Origin of the sequence: Otoolea muris, assembly GCF_943193115.1 — a bacterium.
GTDB lineage: Bacteria > Bacillota > Clostridia > Lachnospirales > Lachnospiraceae > Otoolea > Otoolea muris.
In genome coordinates this window covers 1-20819 of record NZ_CALPCY010000067.1, presented here as the reverse complement: position 1 = coordinate 20819, position 20819 = coordinate 1, and the positions used below count along the sequence as shown (strand labels likewise).

Annotated in this window: 18 protein-coding genes and 1 pseudogene; 1 reads left to right on the top strand and 18 read right to left on the bottom strand. The window is 48.4% G+C overall.

Annotated features, from left to right (window positions below; translation table 11 throughout):
- Positions 1 to 591: 591 nt before the first annotated feature.
- The 12 genes and pseudogenes from NFS31_RS23440 to NFS31_RS23390 all read right to left on the bottom strand — a co-directional run bounded on the left by NFS31_RS23440 (position 592) and on the right by NFS31_RS23390 (position 14939).
- Positions 592 to 1581, bottom strand: coding sequence for a hypothetical protein (locus tag NFS31_RS23440; RefSeq protein ID WP_251500661.1), 990 nt, complete (start codon positions 1579 to 1581; stop codon positions 592 to 594).
- Positions 1582 to 1620: 39 nt separating this feature from the next.
- Positions 1621 to 3345: a single-stranded-DNA-specific exonuclease RecJ gene (locus NFS31_RS23435; RefSeq protein ID WP_160303787.1), complete on the bottom strand. Its 1725-nt coding sequence runs from the start codon at positions 3343 to 3345 to the stop codon at positions 1621 to 1623.
- Positions 3346 to 3828: 483 nt separating this feature from the next.
- Entirely contained in the window at positions 3829 to 4455 is a 627-nt protein-coding gene (locus tag NFS31_RS23430) for a DUF4120 domain-containing protein (RefSeq protein WP_251500659.1), read from the bottom strand.
- Positions 4452 to 6056, bottom strand: coding sequence for an LPD1 domain-containing protein (locus NFS31_RS23425; protein WP_251500656.1), 1605 nt, complete (start codon positions 6054 to 6056; stop codon positions 4452 to 4454). The genes NFS31_RS23430 and NFS31_RS23425 overlap by 4 nt, the downstream gene beginning before the upstream one ends.
- A gap of 108 nt (positions 6057 to 6164) precedes the next feature.
- Positions 6165 to 6395 carry a hypothetical protein gene (locus tag NFS31_RS23420; protein WP_251500653.1) on the bottom strand — a complete coding sequence of 77 codons (231 nt, stop codon included), beginning with the start codon at positions 6393 to 6395 and terminating at the stop codon, positions 6165 to 6167.
- Between the two features lie 133 nt (positions 6396 to 6528).
- On the bottom strand, positions 6529 to 9123 hold the full coding sequence (locus NFS31_RS23415) for a hypothetical protein (protein ID WP_251500650.1): 2595 nt from the start codon (positions 9121 to 9123) through the stop codon (positions 6529 to 6531).
- Complete coding sequence (locus NFS31_RS23410; protein ID WP_251500647.1) at positions 9120 to 11096, bottom strand: hypothetical protein; 1977 nt, start codon at positions 11094 to 11096, stop codon at positions 9120 to 9122. The genes NFS31_RS23415 and NFS31_RS23410 overlap by 4 nt, the downstream gene beginning before the upstream one ends.
- 16 nt (positions 11097 to 11112) lie before the next feature.
- Positions 11113 to 11214 (bottom strand): annotated as a pseudogene (locus NFS31_RS28080) (DUF6783 domain-containing protein); the annotation flags it as partial.
- 56 nt (positions 11215 to 11270) lie between these two features.
- Positions 11271 to 11510: a hypothetical protein gene (locus NFS31_RS23405; protein WP_251500645.1), complete on the bottom strand. Its 240-nt coding sequence runs from the start codon at positions 11508 to 11510 to the stop codon at positions 11271 to 11273.
- A gap of 24 nt (positions 11511 to 11534) precedes the next feature.
- A complete protein-coding gene (locus NFS31_RS23400; protein ID WP_251500642.1) occupies positions 11535 to 13235 on the bottom strand; it encodes a hypothetical protein in 1701 nt (566 codons plus the stop codon).
- A gap of 169 nt (positions 13236 to 13404) precedes the next feature.
- Positions 13405 to 14133: a hypothetical protein gene (locus tag NFS31_RS23395; RefSeq protein WP_251500639.1), complete on the bottom strand. Its 729-nt coding sequence runs from the start codon at positions 14131 to 14133 to the stop codon at positions 13405 to 13407.
- Between the two features lie 113 nt (positions 14134 to 14246).
- On the bottom strand, positions 14247 to 14939 hold the full coding sequence (locus tag NFS31_RS23390) for a hypothetical protein (protein ID WP_251500636.1): 693 nt from the start codon (positions 14937 to 14939) through the stop codon (positions 14247 to 14249).
- A 676-nt stretch (positions 14940 to 15615) separates the two neighbouring features.
- Here NFS31_RS23390 and NFS31_RS23385 point away from each other — a divergent pair.
- Positions 15616 to 16662, top strand: a complete 1047-nt coding sequence (locus tag NFS31_RS23385) for an Rpn family recombination-promoting nuclease/putative transposase (RefSeq protein WP_251500633.1) — start codon at positions 15616 to 15618, stop codon at positions 16660 to 16662.
- On the opposite strand, the gene NFS31_RS23380 is transcribed toward NFS31_RS23385, so the two are convergent.
- From NFS31_RS23380 to NFS31_RS26940, 6 genes are all read right to left on the bottom strand, one after another.
- Positions 16571 to 17029, bottom strand: a complete 459-nt coding sequence (locus NFS31_RS23380; protein WP_251500630.1) for a type I restriction-modification system subunit M N-terminal domain-containing protein — start codon at positions 17027 to 17029, stop codon at positions 16571 to 16573. The genes NFS31_RS23385 and NFS31_RS23380 overlap by 92 nt on opposite strands.
- A 261-nt stretch (positions 17030 to 17290) precedes the next feature.
- On the bottom strand, positions 17291 to 17974 hold the full coding sequence (locus tag NFS31_RS23375; protein WP_251500628.1) for a hypothetical protein: 684 nt from the start codon (positions 17972 to 17974) through the stop codon (positions 17291 to 17293).
- A gap of 2 nt (positions 17975 to 17976) precedes the next feature.
- Positions 17977 to 18099 (bottom strand): hypothetical protein, encoded by a 123-nt coding sequence (locus NFS31_RS26945; protein WP_275563926.1) that lies wholly within the window; start codon positions 18097 to 18099, stop codon positions 17977 to 17979.
- 207 nt (positions 18100 to 18306) lie between these two features.
- The gene (locus NFS31_RS23370; protein WP_251500626.1) at positions 18307 to 19086 is read right to left on the bottom strand and encodes a hypothetical protein; all 780 of its coding nucleotides are present in this window, start codon (positions 19084 to 19086) and stop codon (positions 18307 to 18309) included.
- 273 nt (positions 19087 to 19359) lie between these two features.
- Entirely contained in the window at positions 19360 to 20190 is an 831-nt protein-coding gene (locus NFS31_RS23365) for a hypothetical protein (RefSeq protein WP_251500623.1), read from the bottom strand.
- Positions 20191 to 20416: 226 nt separating this feature from the next.
- Positions 20417 to 20542 (bottom strand): hypothetical protein, encoded by a 126-nt coding sequence (locus tag NFS31_RS26940; RefSeq protein WP_275563925.1) that lies wholly within the window; start codon positions 20540 to 20542, stop codon positions 20417 to 20419.
- Positions 20543 to 20819: the final 277 nt, after the last annotated feature.

Here is a 20819-nt window from a genome sequence, read left to right as displayed (position 1 = left end):
AAATCATCCGTTTTTGTCCGGATGTATCTACCCTTTTTTCATTCTATAACTGTCCGAGTTTTCGGACAGTCTCCCCCTAAATATGTGTATAATTTGAACGGAATTTTAGGGTTCTTATAAACTTAACATTCTTGCAAAATCTATTGCCATCTGCACTCATGCTGGGAACCATTCATTGAAAATAGCACAAATTACAAATTTTGCAAACTATCAGAGAAACCCCTGATTTTTGCGTGATAGTATAATTTCGCTCCAATCGCCCCGTTATAAGCGGCGTGAAAACACGAAAAAAAAACGGAAGACCATCACCCACCGCGATGAAGCTCACCAAACCTCAACATCCCTTGATTTTAAGCCATTTCTCTTTAATTTCACCTGCGAGCATCCAAATTCCTATGGCATCAATTCAACATCGTCATTACGTTGTAAAATAGAAAGAATTGAAATTCTATCGTTAAAATTTGCACCCAAACTCATGCTTGGGTGCATTGTATCAAATTGTGGTACGCGAGCCACCGCTCATGCGGTTCCGCGAGCGGCGGTTCGGTTGTTCAAAGATGTGCCAATGCCTTGCACTATCTATTCCTAACTCTAAGTGTTCTTATCCTTTACTCCCGGTTTCCAGGCTTTTCTATTCGATTCCCGAAGCTTATGGTCGAAAGCCCGCATGCTGGAGTATACACATGATTTGTAATAATGCAGGTTCTCTTCCATGGCGCTGATCACGGACACCATTTCATTTGATGTCAGTGACATTTTATACTCTCTGGAGTCCGAGACTTCTTTTTCCACAGACCGGATCTTCTCCAGTCCGCTTCCTGGATCCTTATCTATCAGCCCATACCGGTTCCGGATATCCACCTGGTAGGGATATGTGTTGGACGGAATGAATGCAATTTGTATCTTGTAGCACTTCGTCAGTGTGCGCCCGTCAGTGAGTGTCTTTGTATCTTTGCGGAATGTCTTTTCCGGCGGATCGTACAGCAGCACTTCACAGGCATTATTTTCACCGGAGGAAGACCCGCCCGGAGCGTTCCCGTCCAAAACTCCCAGCTCATAGTTCTCAATGGCGTTCCTGATAGCGCCCATCACTCTCTGGTTCCCGCTGTATTTTGCAGCGTTTTTGGACAGGAAGTCGTACTGAGCCTGCAGTTCCTTTACCGCAGCCTCTTTATCGGCGGCCTCCTGTAGAAACGCCCCGGGAGACTTCCCCTTAAGGCGTCCCATTGTGAATGTAACTGCAAAAGCATCTGACCCGGATGCCGCGCTGTCATCCGCGCCCGTACTGTTTTTCCTGGACGCCTCCCTGTCAAACAGCTGCTTCTCCGCGAATTTCAGCCGCATCCACAGCAGTCTGAGATCTTCCGGGCGGATGTTCGCCACAACAGACAGACCTTTCTGGATGTCGCCAAGGACAGACATGCGGTATACCGCGGCTGGATGCAGAAGTTCCAGGTAAGTCGCTTCCGCGGATTCATCCACATGGGAAAGCCTGTCATCTACACTGAGGACGGTTGTTTTCCGTTTGATACTGATTAGCTGGCCCGCATATTTCCGGGCTTTTTCATTTTCTTTTGCCATTGATGGGTTTTCCTCCCCTTATTGTTCTCTTTTACGTTCTCACTGACAGCGCCCGGCCGCTTTCCGGGCGATAAGGGCCGCCAGCGCGCTCTGTTTCCTTTGCGCCGTCCGGCTTTCACTTATATAGGAAAATTCAAGACGATGCCTGGACTTCCCCATATAGTGGTTGATGGACGCTGTCCCCATCACGTCAATCAGGGCCGGGGCGCCGATACGCTCAAACTGTTCCACGTCATGGAATGATATGCAGTCCAGTTCCGCGGATGACATCCGTACAGCGGAGCGCCCTCCTATGTACCGGTAATAACCGGAGCCTGTGGGCGTGAGCAGGAGTTCCCGGATATAGAGTACCGGCTGCGGGTTCCCCTGTCCGTATGGTCCGTATTTCTGTATTTCCTCCAGGAGCCTGCGCAGAGACTCCCCGTCTTTTCCGTTGGCTTCCAGATCATAATAAAGATCATTGTCCGCGGAGGTTTCAGGAACCCTTTGCTGGTAAACGGCATAGATGCGCCTCCGGAAAGCTTCCAGTTTGCTGTCTTCAAGAGAAAGCCCGGCCGCTTCCTTGTGCCCGCCAAAGCTTTTCAGAAATCCCCCGCCTTCCTTGAGAATGTCGAATAAATGGATATCTCCATATGATCTGGCAGAACCTTTAAGCATGCCTGGCTGGCCCTGTGCCTGTGTCAGTATGACGCATGGGCATTTTACGTGTTTCGCCACCCTTCCGGCCACGATCCCGACAATCCCCTCCGGGATACCGTCAATCTGCAGGATGACGGGTTTCTTCCCCATCAGGGCGTGAGTATCCGCCTTTTCCATTGCCCTGACGGTCCACTCACTTGAGAGGGAGCGGCGCGTCTTATTCCATTCCATCTGCTGCTTTGCCATTTTCTTCGCTGGCGCAAGGTTCCTGTCATAAGCCAGTAGCTTGTAGCTTTCGTAAGCCCCATAATCGAACAGCCTTCCAGGCGCATTTAAACATGGGGCCAGTTTGTAGGAAACCGTCTCCTCCGTTACCCGCTCCGCGCATTCGCATGCCAGCAGCAGGGCATATAAGCCAGTTGTCGTGCGGTTCATATCTGTCATGCCCGCGAGTCCATATTTCACGATCCGCCGGTTCTCCCCTGTCAGGGGCATAACATCCGCGATGGTCGCGATTGCCGCCAGGCAGATCATCTTCCACAAAGCCCTGCTGTCGCGGGCTATCCCTCCCATAAGGCGGTACGCGAGGCCAGCCCCACAGTACCCGTCGAAATCCGCCGAGCCCGGAAATGCTTTTGGGTCAATAATGAGATCAGCTTCCGGGATGGTGGGGTCGCCTTTCCCGTTTTGCAAAGGCAGATGGTGGTCTATGACGAGCACCTGCATGCCTTTTTCTTTTGCTTTCCTGATGGCAGGCATAGCTGTGATCCCGTTATCTACGGTAACCAGGACCTGACCGGCTTCAAACTCATCCACTGCCTTTTCTGATACCCCATAACCTTCTGAAAAACGCTTCGGAAGGCGTACGATAGTCTTTTCCCCATATCCGGCAGACGTCATTCCTATCGTAATAATTGCGCTGGCGCACACACCGTCCACGTCATAATCACCGAAAACATAAATGGTTTTCCTGTCCTCCATGGCTTTTACCAGCATATCCTTTGCTTCTTCAAGGCCATCGATCCTGTATGTCTTTTGGTCATTCAGCAGTTTTTCCTCGGACATTCCCGTGTTATGGCTCACGAATTCCAGCGCCGAAGAAAAACTTCCCCGTTTTCTGATCATTTCTTCCGTCTCCTTTCTCTGTGTCTTATTAATTTTCAGTTAAAGTATGGCGTCCGCATCTGGGATATGGAGCTTAAAATACCCAAAGCGCAGTCACAGGGATCCATCCGTCATCAAATCTTTTAGGGCATCCGGGAAGATCGCTTTTAAATCATTATGCATACACATAAAAAAAGAGCTAGACACTGTCAGCTCTTTTTTTATTTTCTCCAGAAAATACTTTGGGAATAATCTGGGCAGCGATCTCACATTCCCTGGAAAAAATGTTCAGGATGTTGATTAGCCGCCCCAGGTCATAGGTGTGGAACGTCATACTGCCCGCCCATACCCCGTCTTCGTTATGAATCTCGTAAATGTACCATTTTTTGTCTTTTGGTTCAGGCAGATCCGGTAAATACTGCTTCCGATTCGCCTTTCCCGATCATTTGGATTAAAATTTTCTAAATGTAACCATAGATTTTCCCTTCTTTAATTTAAGATATGTCAGGTATGCATCCCATAGTATGCCTTTTTCATGTTTTCCCGGTTATAAAGGATAACACCTCCGCACATGCCGATCCCATCGGGAGTCTTCTCCTGGAAAAAGAAGCTGTAAGGCTCAAAATCATCATATAGAGTGATCTGTCTGCTGCCTCTCCAACTTAGAAAATGGTTATTCAGAAGTTTTCCAAACTTTTTCCGCAATACTTTTGATTGCGCCACCATGTTCAAGTTCTTCCTGCTCTGGAACACAATCTCAGGTCTGCCATCATCCTTTAAAGACAAAAGCTTTATCAGGATACCATTATCCCGGCTGTCTGTGACAGACTCCCTAAACTTTTTATAGGGAACCCGGATGGTTTCCCTCATGCCGGAAACCTCTCCCCTCCCGGCATCGCTCAGCCAAGTAAAGACGATTTCCAGAATATCCCCCTGTCCCAGGGTCTGTCGCAATGACAGTTCCGCGAAGGACAGGATATCAGATACGATCACATATCCTTTTTCTTCCAGTTCCGTCAGTTTTTCCCCCATAAAAATAAATCTATGCGGGGAACAGTAGTTCCTGGAGAATGTCCGCAGGACAATGCATTTCTGTGTTGCTGAAAGTGTCATCATAGTTCGATCGCTCATCTCAGGCCCTCCTGTTTTTTACATGATCGCAATATGCCCTTTTGCTTCAAATCTTCCATGAGCGCGTCAAACGCCGTGTTGATAGCTTCTCGTTCCTTTCCTTCCGGAAAGGCTTTCAGGATGTTTGTTTTCCCGTTTTTATCCGTCACGAAGGTAAGTGCGCAGTCCGCATGGCCTGCCAGGTAATCCGAAAGGTATGGCAGCCTGTCCTTGACATAACAGGCAAAGGCTCTGGCAGTCATTTCCGTGTTGCTGTCCCAATAGCCGCCATCCTTTTCACACTCTTCTCCCATACGCATGGAATTCCGGTAGAAATCAGTTTCCACTCGTCCAATCTGTAGCGTCTCCTGCTTAAATTTTATGGTATCGAGCAGCTTCTGGAAAGGCGCGTAGAGCCTGGGCTGTTCTGAGAGCATTCCTCCCGCGCCCATCTTTTCGCCCAGGTAATCGTCAAGCCCGTGCCACCATTCATGGGCCAGGGAACCCGCCCCATGCATCTTTGTAAGATTGATGACTTTGCAAAGCGGCTCATAATGGGCCGCTGCCTTTCCACTGCCCCTGGCGCCGAAAGCGATTGCAAGCGTGCCCTGACAGGAAATGTCCTGGTCGCTGACTTTAATTACTGCCGCCAGATCCTTCAGGGCCTCAAACCCCATGTTGAGGGATGCCTGGCGATCACTCTGGCTCATCCAGTTGCCGAACTCGCCGCCCCGGAACCCGAAGTTATCCAGATACTGCTGTCCGGTAATCTCCGCGCCCTTCCGGTAATCCGGCCCTGTGCGCCGCACATGCGCAAGCTGAGGAGGAACAAACCGCGTCTTCCCTCCTTTTCTGTGCTTCTTCGCGAAATCCTGCGCCCACTTCAGGGCTTCTTCCTGCGTTGCGAAGTTGGCCCGCAGGATGGAACGGCCCTTCATTACATAATAGGCGCCTGTTTTTCTGGAATACGGGGTTTCACTGTTATGAAAGCGGATAGAATAGCCTGCCGGTGCCTTCTTTTCCTTCTGAACCAGGAACTGTTCTTTTTCCGCCTTCTGCGTAAACTCCCGCTCAAAAGCGGAAACAGAACTAACTTTCAGGGCTTTCAGCAGTTTATTGGTGATGGCCGGGTTTTCCCTGCCTTTTTCTGTGGCGCTGTAATCGTTCCGTCCTATCCATTCATGATTCCGTTTTAGATAGCCGTTCCCTACCATGAAGCAGTCACAGGCCTGCGCGGCATCCTCGGCGGTGCGTACATCCGCTACCGCCGCCTGCAATTCCCGGACTGTCCGGATGTATTCCTTCTGCCTTGCGAGACGTTTCTCCCGCGTATCGTCCTTGCTGTAATACTTCGGGGAAGCGATCACGGCATCCCTCACCTTTTTGATGAAATACACCACGCAGAGAGGAATCCCTTCATCGCGCATGCCTGCGTAATCCGGCTTTTTCCAGATATTGTCCTTTCTTACGTATTTTTCTGCTTCGCGGTCATTCATGATACTTAAATCATCCGCATAGAGTCCCCGGCCTTTCCATAAGTCTTTTCTCGCGCCGCCGATCTTTTCTCCGAAATCTTCATGTACTGCTGCGGGTATCTTCTTCCCTTCTGCTTTGCTATCCATTCTTTCTCCTTTTCTCTCGCTTTTTCTTTTCTGGTTTTCTTATTTGAAATACTCATCCAGGTTCTGGCAGACGACCGCGTCCGTATAGTCCTCCTCCATGGCATTGGCTCATACCCTGCATATGATGGAGGGCGGGATATCCTGTCCGGAGTCGCTACAGTCATCATCTGTGAATTCGACCAGGGCGACCGGAGCCATGCATGGCGCTCCTTCCCGTTTCAGGTCGATATAGATGCCCGGATGGGCCGGATCAGAAGATGGGTAAGCGACAAGCTGTCCGAGCTTTGTTTCAATACGGAGCCGGTTGTCCTGTTTCCTGATTAATTTTCCTTTTTGCATGTTCCCCTTTCTCTATGTCTTGTGATAAGTCTGATTCCACTGGAAGTATGGCGATATGCGCGGAGATATTTTTTCATAATTCCATAAAAAAGAGCGCCTGTTTCCAGACGCCTTTTTAAGCCTTTTTGTTTTATTATGCGTGTATGAGACACTTTACTTTCATATAGCTGTCCTCACCGCGGTCATAAGTCTTCACTCCTCCAAAGGAGTCAAGATATTGCGATGAGGATTTTGATTTCGTGATATAAATGGAAAGTCTTGTCGGCGTGAAAGCGTCCCGGCCTGCATCCATAACGCCTGCGTAATCTTCTGCCAACACCAGTCTGGCTCCCATTTCATCCGCTTTCATCATCGCGGCCTTAAGCAGGCTTTCAGCCAGTATTTTTTTGTCCTTCCCCTGATATCCGGAATACATCCTCTCCAGAAACAGAATCTGGAACGCGCTGTTTTCCGCAGTGCTTTCCGCAGTGTCTTCTACGTCTACAAAATCCAGCCTGTTTCTGCCATTTTTTATGTCCGCGCTGGTAGCTTTTGTAAAACGCAGAACCGCCCTCGCCAATGTCTGTCCGTTCCCATCCATGCGGTACAGGATTTTTTTATTCGCGTCAAAATAGGATATCAGACAATGTTTATACATCCCGTCCCGGTAGTTCATACAGGTATAAAGCGGCCTGCTGCCTATGGACATGATTCCGTTGAAGGATGAATCCTCCATGCATGCCCCGCTGAACTTGTCCTCACAGGAAATGTCCAGGTCACGGATCCACGCTTTTGTTGTCTCCTGGCTTACCGGAAATCCGATCTCGCTTGTCAGATCTCCGTCATGGTATTTCAGCTCGCTTAGTTTTCCGCACATTGCCGCCTTCACGATCAGCCGGAATTTACCCAGCTCTGTTTTGCCCAGGCAGTCCGCGTATGTGTATGCGATCTCTGTGCTGCGCAGGAAAAAGTCCGTACATTCTTTTTTATATTTCTGGTAAAAGCTGTCGTCAAACCGGAATTTTTTCTTTAAACCGAGCACCTCCGTGTCTGTCTGGCAGAAGATCTCCTTCGCGCTTTCCAGGCCGTCTTTGCAAAGCTCCAGGTTCCTTAAAACAAACCACGCCTCTTCTTCTGTTTCTGCTTCCGAAAACGCTTGTGTACTCCGGATATACGGGAGCGTCATAGCTGACAGGGCATGGGTGGGCCGGAACGCGTAAACCTGGGCGCTCCATGCGTAAAGATCATGCTTTTGCAGGCATCTGGTGATTTCCTCCTCTTCCTGCGGCCCTATTTTCATTTTTATGGCTGAACTGCTCCGTGCCTGCACGAACTGGAACATCCTCTTCCCTGCCGTTTCCGGCTTCAGGTTCCCTGACAGTTCCTGAAAAATCCTGGTAAGAGTGTCTCTGTAGCCGATGTTCGGGATTTTCCGGATTTCATGGAACGCAAGGATCTGGTCATATGTCGCAGGCTTCATCCACTCCGGGATGACCGTGTTTTCTGAAAGCATCTCCTGCTCGCAGATCCGGATCATCTGCCGGCCGCTCAAAAGGTTCGCATCAATCTGGCTGCATTTGGTACCCAGGTAAGCGGCCGCATCCTGCAGTTTTCTGTCATCCGCAAGCCCGGAAAGAAACCTGTTCCATTTGTGGAGCATGGCATGTAAGACAGTCTCTTCGAGTCTTTTCCCCCACCAGGAGGCTCCCTGGAACGCCAGGATATCATCTCTCCCCAGAACCCATGCAGCCATCATACAGGAGGATAACCTTTCTGTTGCGGAAAGATACTTTTCCGGGCTGTTCTGGATCTTTTTGCAGAGGATGTTTATAAATTTTTTATCATACCAGGCATCATTCATTAAATGGAAGGTCTGCGTCTGTTGCTCTGGAAACCCTTTCAGACATTCCAGCGCCTGGATACAGGGTTTTGCGTCCGTAAGGTTTTTCGTTCCGTTTATTGCGTCATTCCATGACCAGAACGAAGTCGTCTGGGCTAAGTACCGCAAAAACACAAACGCTTCCTGGTTGGCTGCGCATACGGATATGGCATCATTGATCAGGCCCGGGTTAATAGTTGTCAGGATACGGCTTGCGAGAAACGTCCTGCTGCCAAGCATCTGTTTTTCCTCCACACTCATGGCTGAAGGAATAATATGGCTGAAAACAGTATTTATCCGCCGTTTTTCCATGACATCAAAGACGTAGTCTGTACGCTCAAAAAACGGAAGCATCTGAAACAGATGGTATACCTCATAAGATTTCTCTTTCAGGGCGTGGGCCAGCCTCTTCCCGTCCAGGGATAAAAATATCTCTTCCGCCCCGGCATCCAGGGCTCCCGCAAATGCGGTGACATAAGCTTCCATGCAGGATTTCTTCATGCATTTCTTCGGCAGCAGCTGGATTTCATTCAGGTTCCGTTTATGCTGCTCCAGATTATGCATGATCCGTACTGCCGCTCCCACCGTATCGGCGTCTTTCCCCAGGCTTACGCTGCCGGTTATGGCTTCCAGGAACTCTTTGGGATTCCGAAGCCCCATAAGCGTCATAGCTGACTGGTATTCCCTGCCAGGTCTGATACCTGACAGGCTCTGGGAAATCCCGCTGTCCCTCCATTCTCTGGAAAAGTGATAATCGCTGCTGTCCGCTGCCGCGCTCAGAAGGATACGTCCCTTCATCTGCTTCAGCCGCTCCTCTCTGCCCGTATTATCATTTATGTTGATGGCCTGGTTCATTTTTAAATTTATCATGGTCTCTCCTTCATGATTTTCTTTAATTCCCGGAATAGGTAGATGTCACATTTCGCGGCGTTTGCGATTTCCGCATATGCCTGTATTTTTTCTGCGGTTGTGATATCCTGTTCCCTGACATACTGGGTCGCGATCCTCGCCAGTTCCGGTTTTATAAACGGTTCAATAAACCACCTGATCGTAAAATCGTTTTTTGTATGGGCGTCCTGGATGAGCTTCATAACAGTTTTTCTGGCTGATTCCTGAAGTCTTTCCAGTTTTTCTAAATCTTTCTGTTCCTGCTGTGCCTTCTCGGCTTCTTCTTTTCTCCGTTTCCATTCCGCTTCGCTCATGGTGTAGCGGGACAGAGTTTCATGAGCAGAATCTGAGAGACCCGGGCAGCCCATAAGGGTTTCCGCCAAGGCAGTTATTTCCCCGCCATCCAGGAACATTTTTAAAAAATCCGGGTGCGCGTCAAAAAGCCCATGCACCAGCCTCCAGTAAAAACATGGGGTTGAATTCCATGCCGCATCCAGCAGGGCCATGCAGATATCCTTCTTTTCCCCGGAAGAAAAGGGAGACTCCCTGACGAACGTGAAAGCCTTGTAGGCATTGTCCATGCTGCTGATATATTGTGATGCCCACTTTGGCGTCCTGCCATGCTTTTCCCGGTAACGGAGCAGATACTGGAATTCTGTTTTCTGGTAATTCCCGGAAGGGAGCCAAAACCTGCCGTCCCCTCCTGGGATCTCCATAAGCCCGGACTGAATCAATGCGTTCACTATGTTTCCTCTCCGGTATTCCCACGCAACCTGCCAGGCTTCCCGGAATTTTTCTCCGTCTGCCCGCCTGATTTTGTCAAGGAGCCGGTTTGCCGTTTTCATGGAGCGCTTCCACTGCTCCGGGTATGGGATGTTCAGATCAGAAAGACATAAGCTCCCGCACCTGTATTCAAGGAGCCTTATTTTATGGGACGGCTTTAATTCCTCCCATTTCAGGATATTTTCCGGCTCTAAGGGATCAAAAGCCAGGAACCCGGCTTTCTCAAAAGAAATCGTGTTCGGAACCGCATGGTACAGGAGCTTCCATTCACGGGTATTTTCAAACACCGTATGATATGTGTTTTCAAATCTCCGTATTTCATTTTCAAAAAACTTCTGCGTGTTATTGGATCCGTTGATCTTCCTGTAAAACGGCTCATCAAGTATTTCCCGGAGCGTTTCGGCCTCAAACTCTGTAAATGTTTTTTCTTTATCCAGCCCGGCGATGGCGGACAGAAAATTCTTCTTTATGTTGTCAGATACAATATCATTTGCCCCGGCGCTTAACAGCGCCATGTTGAGGGCCATGATCTCCGTCCTTCTGTAAATTTTCAGCAGGGTTTTGAAAGCAGATGTGGATTCCGTAACGTTCTTCGCTCTCAGCGCGCAGAATGCCGAAAACATCTTTCCGGGTCTTAGCGTACCTCCGGAAAACGCATGGGATGCCAGATGCAGATACCAGCGGTTGCAAAGTACCTTTTCTCTGTCACTTAAAAAATCCTCGATCCGTCCCGCTAACACCGGGTAACAGCCAGCCGCGGCTATCCAAACCAGGAATGCCGCTGCCGGATCCCCGCTGCCTGCCGCCTTGACAGCTACATCCAGGATTTTTTGCTCCAGCGCCTCTTCGGTGTTATCTTCCCCCAGTACCACTGCCTTCAGCATGGTATTATTTATTGCCAGCGTGGCGCATGCGGCCTGAATGGCCAGAGAATTTCCGCCCTGCTTTAAAAGCCAGTCCAGGATGCGGGTACGGTAGTCATCATTAAACTGGTGTTGATCCATCCAGATGTACCGTTTGTTTGCCAGCACAAGCGCGATAGCTTCCAGTTCTTCCGTTGCACAAGCCTGTCCCCGGAATGATTCCAGGTATTCACCTGCGGATCTGGTTCTATCCGTCCCAGATAGGATATTTTCCAGGGCAACTGCTTTTTCTTTTATTCTTTCCTTCATTTTTGTTCCTTCTCCTTCATTTCCTAGAGCGTGTTTGAAAATTGCTTTCTGGTAGCTGTGCGTGCCACTTTGTGGGAGATTTGTGCCAAATGAACGCGGCGTAGTGGGCTACGTTAAGTGAATTTGGCACAAATATACCGCGAAGTGGGGCGTGCAGATGCCAGGAATGAATTTTCAAACACGCTCTAGCTTTTTTATCTCTCCTGTGCCTTTTGCAGTTCCATAAAAAGTATGGGGACAGCCATATATGGATTCCTGGCAAAAAAAGACCCGCGGCGATAGCGGGCCTGAAAAACTGTATATTTCGTTTATAACCACGGAAACTTCTCCCACAGCGTTGACAGCCTGACAGATTATGGATACCAGGGACACTACGGCGACAGCTATAATCAGGAAAAACTGTCTGTTGCCCAAAATCCCAATGCTTCCTTTACCGCATTAATCCTGGGCAGCCGTTTCCCCGAATCCGTCTTCCGCTTTGGTTTCTGCTGTTTCTGTTCCGGCGCCTTCCGTATCTTCCGGATCCGTCTGGGCGGCGCTGCTATCCAGTGACACGGACTCCTCGCTGTCCACCCATACGCGCCCAAGATCGGTTCCCTGGATCAGGAACTGGTAATCGCCGTTTGTAAGGCCGGGAAGCTTGAACACAACCTTTCCGTACTCATCGAGCATCAGATTGCCCGGGGTCTTCTCCCTGGAATATTCCGTGCCGTCCGGCGTCCGGATCACCACACTGGCCGCATGGTCGCTGTTCTGCCATGTGATGGTGATATCGTTGGCAATGGGTGAGTCGTCATAATGGATTGTGATCTGCCCGGAACTCCCGGACTGGACAAAGGATTTGGCGTTACCGCTGGCGATGTCCGTACTGACCGACCGGTACAGGTTTTCAAAATTATAAAACCTCAGTTGCCAGGCGCCTGCCACTGCGCCTTCCACGGTGCTTCCCATATAAACCCATTCATCATCACCGCTGTTCTTGCCGGACGCCAGTTCCGTAGCGGTTCCGGTTGGGGAGACAAGGATGACACGCGGGAACTTTCCAGTCTGTTTCGCGGCAGTTTCCGCTTCCTTTGTCTGGAACTTGTAGGCAATATTGAATGTGATCCCGGACTGGGTAACGTCAGTATTGAAATCCATGATGTCCGGGGTATCCTCCAGTGAGGAAGCCCCACCCTGAATCTCGGTGTTCTGGCTGATGGCCCCGGTCTTCTCCAGATACTCATAGTAGGTCATCACATTCCCGCTGTTGTCCTCATAATAGTAGGGATCGTCCATTTTAATGTCTGCTGTGTCAGTTCCCCGCTCCACGTTATAGTATTTGACCAGCCCGGCGTTATTGATGTAGTAATAGCCGGATTTAAGATAGTCTGGTATGTCAATGATGGCGTATCCGTCCGGGGAATTGCTGTAAAGATCCGTGGTATACAGCTCGAAGGACGTGAACGCCCGCATGTCCGCTGTGGCGCAAGCAGAGATCAGAGCCGTACCCACATAAAGATCGCAGTTGGCAACAGCATCCTTAGTCAGTCCCGCCACAATGCCGCCAGGCCGTAAGTTGTCCCCGGTCAGGGATGCCCCATTGATCTTGTCCAGTACGAAGCCGTTATCCAGGGTCATACCGTCCGCCAGGCTCGCAGAGATCGCCGCTGTAATGCTGGATGTTCCGTCGTTGCCTGACTTCCCGTTTTCAAACTGGATCTTCCCCGCTGAGGAACTGTTGAGCCCGTAAAGGCCGATGGAATATCCCTGGTCACGGAACCGTTCCCAGGTAAAAGAAGGGACATTCCCGGATGCCTTGAACACCAGTTGGTCATTTTTATATAGGATCGGGATGGCGTTATCCTTATAGACAAAGTCCACAATACGGTTCGCGTCCTTTCTGATGATCCCGTTTGGCTCCATTGTGGTCGTCTCTGCTGGCCTGGACGGGTCGAAGTTCATGCCTTCCGTGGGGAGTTCAAAAAAATCCCCTCCGTTTTTCACATAATAGCATCCTGATTTTAATTCATTGACTGTCACTGCGGCCAGGGACTGCTCTATGGGGCCGGCAGGCTCCTGCTCCTCTTTTTTGCAGCCGGAAACAGTAATGGAAGCCATGGCGATGGCGGCCGCAAGAAAAAGACATTTCTTTCTCATAAAAACTCCTCCTGGTATTGTTTTAATTTTTACTTTTAATGGACAGAAAACGCCATGGGGCGGGGATCTGATCTTACTTCAATGATGTGTCCACCCCGCAATGGTAAATTTTTTATCTTCATTAAGTATGGCTGATGTTTCCGGGACATGTTTTTGGCAGATAGCTTTTTTATCTTCTTTTTGCGTCGCTGGCGAATCTGGGGATGATCACTTTTTTATAAAACAGGGCGGCAAAAATGAAGAAACATGCTAAAAAAATGTTATCTGCAAGGAAATCCGTGAACATTCTCAGCCCGTTATTTGCGGCGAACCTGACAGGGTACTCTGTGTTTTTATAGATATGGAGCGTATCGCCCGCCACAGATAACGGAATCTTCCCGCTGTCCTTTAAGAAAGTCACAATATAATCCCCTTTTTCGACTTCCAGGATCTGCCCGTCCGACTTGACTGTCAGCGTTACCCTGGCTCCAGTATCCACTTCCTTAAGCCTCATTGACAAAGGGTAAGAAAGCTTTGAAAAGAAGGCAGAGGAAGCAGCTTCTGTAAAGGAAAAACTCACATTGGCGCGCCTGCTGTCTTCCGGCGCAGTATAGGACGGCTTTTCGTCTCTACATCCCGGATCCAGGCCGTCTTCATCTTTTTCTGTGCCTGCGGCTGCCTCCCTGGGTGTGTTCCGTTTTTCCGCCTTCAGGTCTTCTGCCGTCATATGGCCCTGGCTTCCCGTTTCTGTGACCGCCTGCGGGACGCCGTCGTCTGTGCCTTCCGCGTTTCCCTTGCCTTCGCCATACGCATCTGTCCCGCTTTCTAAGGCTTGCGGCGCGCCGGAAGGCGCGGCTGCAACTCTCACTGGGATAAGTGACATGGCAGCCACGCAGATAAGCGCGGCCATCCTGATCATCTGTTTTCTCATGGCTTCTGGTTGGCGGGCTTATCGGCCCGCATCCTCCTTTTCAAATATTGGTAAAGCTGGTATTTGCTTTGCGCTTTATGGCCTTTTGCGCCTGCAATTTGTTACTTATTATCCCGGTCTTTCCCGAATCCGTGGCGGGCATTCTGTAGTACATGTCCGCCATGCATGCCATACCCGCCAGGAAGGGCTTTCTGTAATTCCTTCTCCCGTTCCCGCTGGTATGCCTCCTTTTCCTCCTCTTTTTTCTTTGCGTTCTGTAGGGCTGCCTGCTCCGCTGTCATTTCGGCGCGTACCTGATCAGATATGGCTTTTTCGTCAAAGCCTGAATCCTCAAAAAATCCGACGCTTTCCGGAAGGAACAGAAGCTGCAGCTCGTTGCATTCCGCATACATAGGGTCGTGGGGCTGGATATTGTGGAAAACCGGGTTTACTGCCGCAATCATCGCGCCCGCGATACTCATTGGCTTTACCGTCACCCGCAGGCATGGTATTCCGGCAGATCCTCCCTCCCCGGAATGGATAAATTCCGTCATAAGCTGTGAGTAATCCTCCGTGATCATCCGCATGCGGTTGAAATCACTGGCGCTGTTATACTTATAAGTAATGCGGATCGTGGTGTATCCGCCGATATCTGCAAGGGATACTAACGGATCTCTGGTCGTAAGTTCGCCTATCTGCCGGATGGTTTCCCCAGTCTGTTCGTCCATTCGCTCTAATGAGAGCTGAACAATGGTCAGGTTGTCTCCGTGCTCATCCTTGTCCCATAGGGCGCGTATCATATCCATGGTTTCCATAATATTGATCCCCTTCCTGTATTTTATAGAAGTATGCCTGATTATAGTGTTTTTTCAGCATTTTTAGCCGTACCATCAGGATACCCTCAAAAATCCGGATGGAGGGTTCCCGGCTCTCTTTCACGTTCTCCGCGTGCGCCAGTCAACAACCCCGCTGCAAGCAACGGGGCGTCAAACTTGCAGTGCTGCAGAGCAGCGGGGTATTTGACCCTCGCGGCAGTCGCCAAATGTGCATGCAAGCATGCCCACTTGGCTCGTTGCTCGCGGGAATAAACTCCCCTGTCCGAATTTGAACCGGCTTTTATTGTGACTAATATGCGGATAACGTTTTCGGGGAGCCGCCCTCCTCAGCAAGTTCGCCGGGAAGCCGCATACCTGCTCTTTAGCCGCATTTCCCAAATCTCCGCATCTACCCAATTGCCGGCAGCCGAAAAAATTGAGATTTTTGACTATATTCCCTGGACACAGGGTTTAATGGACAATATCATGTTTTTATAAAACCCCGTTCCCATGCCTGCCTCCCATTCCCATACTTCTACTGAACAGATATAAGGAACCTGCAGCATGACATCAGGCAACAGGCATTTTTGTCTGTTCCGGGGCATATGCCTTCTGAAACATCAATGGAGGCTGCCCATGGGCGCCTCCGATTTTTCCAGAAAGGAGGAACCCATTTATGGGTAAACGAAACACCAGCCGGAATAACAAAACCGGCATCAAAACAAAAAAAAGCCGCCCGGACCAGGTGGAAAAGCTCCTGGAAGAATGGAACGACGTCTTCGCAGATATCATTAATACCCTGGTCTACAACGGAGAACGGAACGTAAAAGAGGAGTACCTGGCCGACGGGCCAACCGCAAGCCGCTTTAAGGCCGCGGACGGGCAGTACCATGAAAAGAACCGCGACATCTGCAAAGAAGACATCCGGAACGGAGTGCATTACGCAGTCTGGGGCATGGAGAACCAGACCGACGTGGATCGGCTCATGGTTGTCCGGGGCATGGGATATGACTATGCCTCATACGACAGGAATGCGAAACTCCTCCAGGCTGAAAACAGGTTGTCAGGAAATGAAGCGAAATACACAGAGGGGCTTCCTAAAGGCCAGCTTCTGTGGCCGGTGGTGACGCTCGTCCTGTATTTCGGGATGACGGAATGGGACGGCCCCACAACGCTGTGGGAGCTGGCAGGCGTACCGGACGAGCTGAAGCGGTACGTCCCCAACTACCACATCAACCTCGTCCAGGTCGCTTTCCTGGAAGAAAATGATATCCAGAAATTCAGCAGCGACTTCCAGATCATCGCAAGGTTTTTTCGCGCAAAAAGGCTTGGAAATGAACAGGAAATAATGTATAATGACCAGAGAGCATGGATCCATGTTTCAGAATTAATGGAGTTTTTCTATACGTTTACGGGAGATAAGCGTTACCGTCAATATAAAGCGTTTCTGGTAGGGGAATCCAAGAAAGGAGAGGTCAAAATGTGTACTTTATTGGATGCATTTGAAAAAGAAGGACTTGAAAAGGGGCTTAAAAAGGGACTTGAAAAAGGACTTGAAAAAGGACTTGAAAAAGGCATTGCGATCGGGCAGTATCAAATTGCGGAAAGATATGCCCGCAAACACAGTATTTCTATCGAAGCAGCCATGGCGCAGTTAAGCTTTTCCAAGAAGGAAATGTCCGGCTATGCGGCATGGAAGGCGGCTGACAATAATATGGCATAAGCATAAAAAAATACAGACTGCCTGATGTAAAATTCCCCTGCCCTTTGCAGCAGGGGGATTTTTTAATAGTGGCCCTGTCTGTTTCGTTCGCACTATATATGCCGTCCATCGTCCCCATTGCCTCGCAGATAGAGCTTACAGTATCCTTTGCCGTGACCGGCTCCCTTCCATGCGCCTTGAAACTCCGGACTTCATTGTATATCCCTGCCATATTCGCATCCCGCATAGGAATAAGTACATCTTTATATTTATCACTCTGATATGATCCTCTTAATTTATTCACAATAGACCAGATAAAATTCACTTCTGCTGATACATCAATCGGCGAATCATCCCACATTGCATCAATTTTTTTGATGTCTGCCATTTCTTTTTCCTCCATAAATACAAAAAATTTCCATACGCAATAATCTCATTATATCTGGAAATTATGAAAGAATCAATATTTTTGTTGAATTATCAACATATATGTTTTTATTATTTTCCTATACGGTCTTGTATCATAAAAAGATCTGCTGTATTTCAAGCAAGTTTTTAGTCAAAACAGGGAAAATCAAAAAAAGATTGCCACTGCAACCCTCTTTTGCCAATAATGAAACGGATTTATTATCAATAAACACTATACGCTCTAATCATCCAGCAACTCAGGCGCTTTGTGGAGCGCCATTTCCCTTTGCCTTTTTCTGATTGCCATTATCATTTCTCGATTTTTCTTCCTACTTTGTTCTAATTCCTGCTCGTCTGCCTTTTGAAGTGGATCTGGAACAACAAGCCGCATTGGTCTGTCTTCATAATATAAATCATTCAGATAGCCTTCTTCCCTCATTTTAAATCCTCTTTCATTCATAAATAGTCCTGCCTCTCCACACTGTTTCAAAAAAGAAAGCGCTATATCATAATGCTCATTTACTGTAAGATTTTTAGTTGCTTTTGCGGCAAATTCCTTAAACAAAGCAAATGCTTTATGAAAATCATATTGCTTATCCTTATACAGATAATGAATCGTTCCCTGATTTGACACCACGGAAATAACAGCCACCGTAGAATAAACAAGGAAAAAACGTTTATCCTCAAGCGAGAATGTCTGTGATGAGGGATGGTTGTGCAGGATAATCACTGATACGCTATCTGCCGATGTCAGTATATGGTTTGACAGAGTATCTGATGTTATTTGCACGCTATGCTCTGTTCCATAACTGATTCCGTATTCATCTAAAGGCATATCTGCACCAATATCACAAGTAATTGCCACTTCATTGCTGTCATTAAATTCTTTGGATAATGACAACACATCCCTTGCTAACTGTCGCATAATCATATTCTGTTTTCTGAAAAGTTTTTATATCGTATATATGGCGCTTTTTGTATTGCAATATCCGCAATATAAATCTTTTCCGTTCTTTTCTTTGCCTGTTTTAATTCTTTATCATTTTCCATAAAATGCTTCCACCTACTTTCTTTTATTATACATGGATATATCAAAAAAATCCATATATTTTTCCAATCATATCGTGTCATTTCTCATCCAATTCAATCACAAAAAATAAAACATAACCGCAAATGTTAAATCAGTTGTTTATCCTTCATAGGTTAAATAGTGTGTTCCTGCCCTGTATTTTGTTTGATGTACCTATAACCGGCACGCTATATCCTTCGTTCCTCCGGTCTCCGACCCTTTCCCTCTGCCGCACCCCCTTCTTCCGGGGCCGGCTGTGGCAGTTGTCTTATGTTGTAGTACATTGCTTCCTGTTCTTTCGCCTTCAGGAAGGAGCCGTCACCCTTTAGTATCCCCTTGTGCCGTTCATCTATCTTTGCAAATTCCTCTTCATAGTTTTTATGCGGGAAATGGCTTCCTCCCCAGGTAATCTCCATGATTTCTCCGCAGCATACCGGTACTGGGATTCTGTTAGATTCTCCGCCTTTCTGCCCCGAAGGCATTGTATTCTCATCAATAACACTGCAAATCACAGAATCCACAATGCCCCTGGATACGCCAAGCCCGTCCGATTCCGGCCACATGTCTTCATCATCAGGTTCCGCGCCGGCTTCGATCGGGATTCCCTGCCCCTTCGCAAATCCCAGCAATGCTTCATCGCTGTAGAATGTCTGTCGGTTTTTCCCTGTTTCCTGGAGCAGTTTCAGTCCCTGTGTACTGTGCGAAGCCGCGTCAAAGCTCGGGACGGTGACAAAGCCATGGTTCCGTATATCCAGAAAATCCGCGAATTTGTCATCAGCAAGGCGTATCCCCATTGCGTTAGGCGTAATGGATTCGCATAAATATTCTGTTTTTTCTTCTGTATTCTCGACCGCGGCAGCGAAAAAGAAAGGGATACGGGCCGCGTTCAGCTCGTTAAAGAAATTTTTTCCGCCATACTCCTTAATGATTTCTTTCATTTCTTCTTTTAAATTATAACAGTTGCTCAATTCTTCCTGGCTCCTTTCTGCCGGCACAGCAGCCGTTTCGCAATGGTTCTTGTATTTTGGGGATTCTGCCGTCCTGATATGGACATAGCGCAAAATTTTCCTCCGGTTCCGCACCGCCTGAATTGGATGCCGTGCGTAAATTCTTACAGTTTAAGTATGCCATTTTTTTACAGTGGACGAAGTTTTGCGGATAGCAAAAATGCAGGCAGTTTTCTGCCTGCATGTCTGAATGGGTTCTCTTCCTGATCTGAACTGTTCCCATCCTGCGCCGTGTCACAGTGATGAAATCTCCTCCGGTTCCATGCCGGCCCCGGCTTCTGCTTCTGCCGTATCGGGGGCGGTTTCTGCTTCCGCCTCCGTCTCCTGGGGCGCGGATTTTGCTACTTCCTTCCCGGCGGATTCCTGGGCCGCGTTATAACGCTTGTTGAACTCTTTCTGCGTTACCATCTCCTGAATCACAAATGTCTGGTTAAAATACGCCTTTCCCCGGTATTCATTGCGTGAACTTTCCATCGCCCCGATTACGTACACTGTATCTCCCAGATGGATTTTCTGATCCAGGCCCTGGGGAGCGCGGAAATACGTCCCGGTTACGGCGAAAGAGCGGCCGTCTTTCCGGACTTCCATCCGGATCTCATAGATATCCTCCCTGCGTTTGGAAACCCCGCTGATCTTTGCCTCCAAACGGATCTCATTAGCCGGAGCGGCATGTCTTTTGCCGAAGCCGCTGATGCCCAGCATCTGCTCCATGCGTGTCGCGTCATGCTCGATCTCATCAATATAGATCGCTGTACGTTCCGTGAAGCCGTTCCCGGACTGGGTTGAATAAGCCCCAAGGTATCCCCTGATCAGCACAAAGTCCCCCTCCCGAAAAGACTGGACGATCCCTTTAGTTTTTGTGGAACTGTTAAACAATGCCTCTGGGAAATAAGTCTCTACGGACTGTTCAAATCTGGAATTCCCGTTATCACGAACCCTTCTTGTAACAATCGTATTGTAGGGTACCGTAAGGGAGCCGAAACGTTCATTCCCATACAGGTGTGAGATTCTTCCTCTTAAGCAGACTTCGTTCATTGGCTTACGCGTGTTTTCCTGTCTTTCCATAATCATGATTCCTTTCTCTTTTTTGGTCTGCACCCTTTTTTATTATTTGGCGTCTTTGGGCGTTTCTTTGCGTATGGCGCCTCCTGTCCCTGTCTGGAGGCACTCCATGACTGCCGTCGGAGCAGAAGGCAGGCTGCGTCCGTCAGTTACTTTAAGTATGGGAGATGCGGGGGCGGTTAAGGCACACAAAAAGCGCTGTCGCAATAAACAGCGCTTTTTGCTGGCGCTATGCTCCCATTGCTTCGGTTTTATCGTGGCGTGAAGGGTGGAAGTTTTTTTGAACTGCGCCTTGCTTTTTGCGGATAAGCATTTTCGGAATATCCGGCGTTTTTTTCATTTCTTTCGTAAACACTATCTATCGGTTCTTTTCAAAGTTTATTGACCCAATAAACATTTAATGATGTAAATGCTAATATAACACGTTTTTTACATGATGATAATAATCTTTTCAACTAAGTTTGGAAAGAACCTTTTTAGCGTTTACATAATTAACATGGATATTTTCATTATTAAGCTGTTCTTTTAAGTAGTCTTCAAAATCATCTATCATATATCCTGGATTCTCGGAGTTAACATGACGAGGTTGGTACCTTCACTCCGAGAGCCTCATATATTTTTGCCTGCTTATT

What these genes read in the sequence shown, in the direction of transcription:
- NFS31_RS23395 (WP_251500639.1), bottom strand. Translation starts at nt 14,133, where the DNA reads ATGATCAGGATGGCCGCGCTTATCTGCGTGGCTGCCATGTCACTTATC.
- NFS31_RS23385 (WP_251500633.1), top strand. Translation starts at nt 15,616, where the DNA reads ATGGGTAAACGAAACACCAGCCGGAATAACAAAACCGGCATCAAAACA.
- NFS31_RS23425 (WP_251500656.1), bottom strand. Translation starts at nt 6,056, where the DNA reads ATGGATAGCAAAGCAGAAGGGAAGAAGATACCCGCAGCAGTACATGAA.
- NFS31_RS26945 (WP_275563926.1), bottom strand. Translation starts at nt 18,099, where the DNA reads ATGGAAAATGATAAAGAATTAAAACAGGCAAAGAAAAGAACGGAAAAG.
- NFS31_RS23430 (WP_251500659.1), bottom strand. Translation starts at nt 4,455, where the DNA reads ATGAGCGATCGAACTATGATGACACTTTCAGCAACACAGAAATGCATT.
- NFS31_RS23390 (WP_251500636.1), bottom strand. Translation starts at nt 14,939, where the DNA reads ATGGAAACCATGGATATGATACGCGCCCTATGGGACAAGGATGAGCAC.
- NFS31_RS23415 (WP_251500650.1), bottom strand. Translation starts at nt 9,123, where the DNA reads ATGATAAATTTAAAAATGAACCAGGCCATCAACATAAATGATAATACG.
- NFS31_RS23380 (WP_251500630.1), bottom strand. Translation starts at nt 17,029, where the DNA reads ATGGCAGACATCAAAAAAATTGATGCAATGTGGGATGATTCGCCGATT.
- NFS31_RS23400 (WP_251500642.1), bottom strand. Translation starts at nt 13,235, where the DNA reads ATGAGAAAGAAATGTCTTTTTCTTGCGGCCGCCATCGCCATGGCTTCC.
- NFS31_RS23435 (WP_160303787.1), bottom strand. Translation starts at nt 3,345, where the DNA reads ATGATCAGAAAACGGGGAAGTTTTTCTTCGGCGCTGGAATTCGTGAGC.
- NFS31_RS23410 (WP_251500647.1), bottom strand. Translation starts at nt 11,096, where the DNA reads ATGAAGGAAAGAATAAAAGAAAAAGCAGTTGCCCTGGAAAATATCCTA.
- NFS31_RS23365 (WP_251500623.1), bottom strand. Translation starts at nt 20,190, where the DNA reads ATGGAAAGACAGGAAAACACGCGTAAGCCAATGAACGAAGTCTGCTTA.
- NFS31_RS23440 (WP_251500661.1), bottom strand. Translation starts at nt 1,581, where the DNA reads ATGGCAAAAGAAAATGAAAAAGCCCGGAAATATGCGGGCCAGCTAATC.
- NFS31_RS23420 (WP_251500653.1), bottom strand. Translation starts at nt 6,395, where the DNA reads ATGCAAAAAGGAAAATTAATCAGGAAACAGGACAACCGGCTCCGTATT.
- NFS31_RS23375 (WP_251500628.1), bottom strand. Translation starts at nt 17,974, where the DNA reads ATGCGACAGTTAGCAAGGGATGTGTTGTCATTATCCAAAGAATTTAAT.